We start from the raw sequence: 2,716 nt of genomic DNA, 5'->3' as shown, positions 1-2,716 counted from the left end.
TCAACCGTTACATCGCCGAGCACAACGGCAGGCCGAAGCCCTTCGTCTGGACCAAGCCGGCCGCCGCCATCCTCGATGCCGTCAACGGCAACGCTGCACCATCCGTTTGAGTCAAGGCACTAGTGAGATTGGCCGGACCGAGGAAGCCAACAGGGCCTGGGTCGATCCGCGAAAGCTGCTGCCACAACCGCAAACACCCGGCAGCAGGCCAATGGATACCGAGGGCAGTCGCCGTGCGGGACGAGCGAGATGCTGCCGATACCGGCTCTGAATGCCTTCGAAAACGATCAGGAGCGCCTCCACCTCCTCGTCTGGCAAGTACCATTGCTACAAGCGAGCTATAACAGCGCGCTATTTCGAGATGTTCTAGGCCCTATTCTCGATGTATCTCCGGGCCATATAGACGAGAAATTTGATGAAATACCAGTGGCAGATCGATTGGAATTACCATGGTCTCAATAGGGGATTTTACAACCGAGGGTTAGATTGGTGGCAAATCACAATTCCCTGGTCGCGTCGACTTCCGCGCATCGCCCTAATTGTTCGTAAAATAGACCATCGTGCGTGAGTAATGTCGACTCGGGCTTCGTACCAATCTCTTGTGGCTGGCAGGTGGTCGAGGCGGGCGAGGTCACGGCGGAGTGGTTGGTTCGGACTTTGCAGGAGTCCGCTCCCGACCTGTTGCGGACGGAGCGCCCGGTACGATTTGGGCATGCCCCTGGTGAACTGGCCTCGCAGCCGCCCGGAGACACCTACCAGACCGGCCAAACTGAACCGGCGCCCACCTATCGCATCGCCTTATATCCGCATGGGTGTACCCATACGGATAATGATGGCCGCGCATAGCTCGCGCATGATGTGGGCAGAGTGAGCCCACACGAGGCCCGGTGAGATCAAGGCGCTTGTCGCGCAGCCTTGAGCGGCTGAGACGGGCGAGTAGCGTAGGGTGGACGCCCCTCCGCCTGGTTGGCGAGGATGCGCTCGCGCAGGAGAACCGCGCGCTCTGCGATCGCCGCCGCATCACATCGCCGGCAGGGGCCGCCGCGGCCCGCGGCGATGCAGTTGTCGGGGTGCTGGCAAGAGGTACGGGTCATTGCCCGATCCTAATCCATACGCGTCGACCGCATCCATAGATGGGCGAGGCAGCGCCTCATCAAGTCCGTTACCTGCTACGCGACTGGCTCGATGCGGCGGGGATCGCCGAGGGGCCGGTCCTCCGGCCAGTGTCGCGATCGGGCAGAGTTCGAATGACAACGCGGGATGCCAACCCCGTCCGCCTCACCACCCAGGCTGTCGCAGATACCGTGAAGCGGTACGCCACCGCGGCCGGGCTCGACGCCTCGACGTTCGGGGCTCACAGCCTAAGGGCCGGCTACATCACCACCGCGGCCGACCGCGGCGCGGATCTCGCTCGCATCATGGATCAGTCCGGGCACCGGGATACCCGGACGATCGTCGGCTACATCCGCCGGGCGAACGCGTTCAAGGGGCACTCGGGGAGTGGGCTTTCATAATTACAATTCGCCCGGACGCCTCCATCACGCCAAAATCATCATTTCCCCTTCTCAATTGTCCGCAATAAATGGAATATTTACTCTTCCAAAACCCTCTGTATGACCAAGAACTCGCCTAGCTGAAGATATTTTTTGGAAAGTTTGCCTCGTTGCTCCGCGAACTCGCGCAAAATCTTCTAATCTTCTCAGTCTCTCAATCATTAAGAGCCTTGATGCACTCGCATCAAGAGCCTCTTCCATTTTCATGTCGTGAACTAGCTGAATGGTTTCGTTGTCAAGATCGGCAGGCAGCAGCTCGAACATATTGTGATACTCAGCATTGTCAAAAGAGGTGGCTGCCACAAAGGCAGCCACTCACACGGGTCATATATCTGGGCCACAAACCCCGTTGATCGTGGAGTTAGCCGCCGCCAGGATCCCCACCACCACCGGCACTACCGTTCGGCACAGGGCGTTCTGGTAGACGCGCATTGCCACCAGCCGCCGAGTTGGTCGTGATGGTTTCGGCGCCAGTGGCGCCAGGTGCGATAATCAAATCTGGTCCGTTGCCGGTCGTGTTTGATTGGCGCTCGATGCTGGCACCTGTCGTCGCCGGGTAATCTGCCCCAGACCCTCTGGGAGGCAGGGTCTGGGCAGAAGCCGCGCCGGTCACCGACAAAGCAGCGACCGCGGCAAGACACATAACAAGTAAGCGCATAAAAACTCCCTTTCCTGCATTAAGCTACCAGCGAAACTTGAATGAGAAGGTTCAAAATCATTTTTGCTAATCAATGATCGGATTAATCTACATAAGTTTTCCTCTCGGTCTGTCACAGTGCGGAACATCTCTGTGCTACAGCACGAAAAGTGTGAGGATCGCGGCGAGTTGAGTTTCCCGCTAAGGATACCAACCCACCGGTGAGACCAGACGAGCGGCCAGAAGCGGCAGGATTGGGTCGACTGGCAGACTGATGGCCACCAACTAGTGCACTGACGCCTTCAAAAGGTACACCGCGCATCGAAAATTCGTCCGCGAATGCAGGCGGTTAGTAAGCGCCTACGTGGCTCGTTCGTCGGTGTCAGTACACTAGAACCGTTCCCTTCACCCACGAAGTTGCTTCTGAGCAGCAGAACGCCCGGCGGAGGGTTAGGACCTTGCCGGGCGTCCGATCCCGAGGAGAGGCGATCGCCCATCGCACGAGGCCAAAGCCCTCTTACTGGGC

At 58.7% G+C, this 2,716-nt stretch carries 2 protein-coding genes; one reads left to right on the top strand and one right to left on the bottom strand.

Going from position 1 to position 2,716, the window contains the following annotated elements; genetic code table 11:
* Positions 1-1,247: 1,247 nt before the first annotated feature.
* Positions 1,248-1,514, top strand: coding sequence for a tyrosine-type recombinase/integrase (locus FF100_RS36690; RefSeq protein WP_342779054.1), 267 nt, complete (start codon positions 1,248-1,250; stop codon positions 1,512-1,514).
* A gap of 51 nt (positions 1,515-1,565) precedes the next feature.
* Here the strand turns inward: FF100_RS36690 and FF100_RS36685 are convergent, their stop codons facing one another.
* Entirely contained in the window at positions 1,566-1,868 is a 303-nt protein-coding gene (locus FF100_RS36685) for a hypothetical protein (RefSeq protein WP_139040921.1), read from the bottom strand.
* Between the last annotated feature and the right edge of the window lie 848 nt (positions 1,869-2,716).

The sequence above is a fragment of the Methylobacterium terricola genome, assembly GCF_006151805.1.
Lineage (GTDB): Bacteria > Pseudomonadota > Alphaproteobacteria > Rhizobiales > Beijerinckiaceae > Methylobacterium > Methylobacterium terricola.
This window is presented reverse-complemented; position numbering and strand designations above follow the sequence as displayed.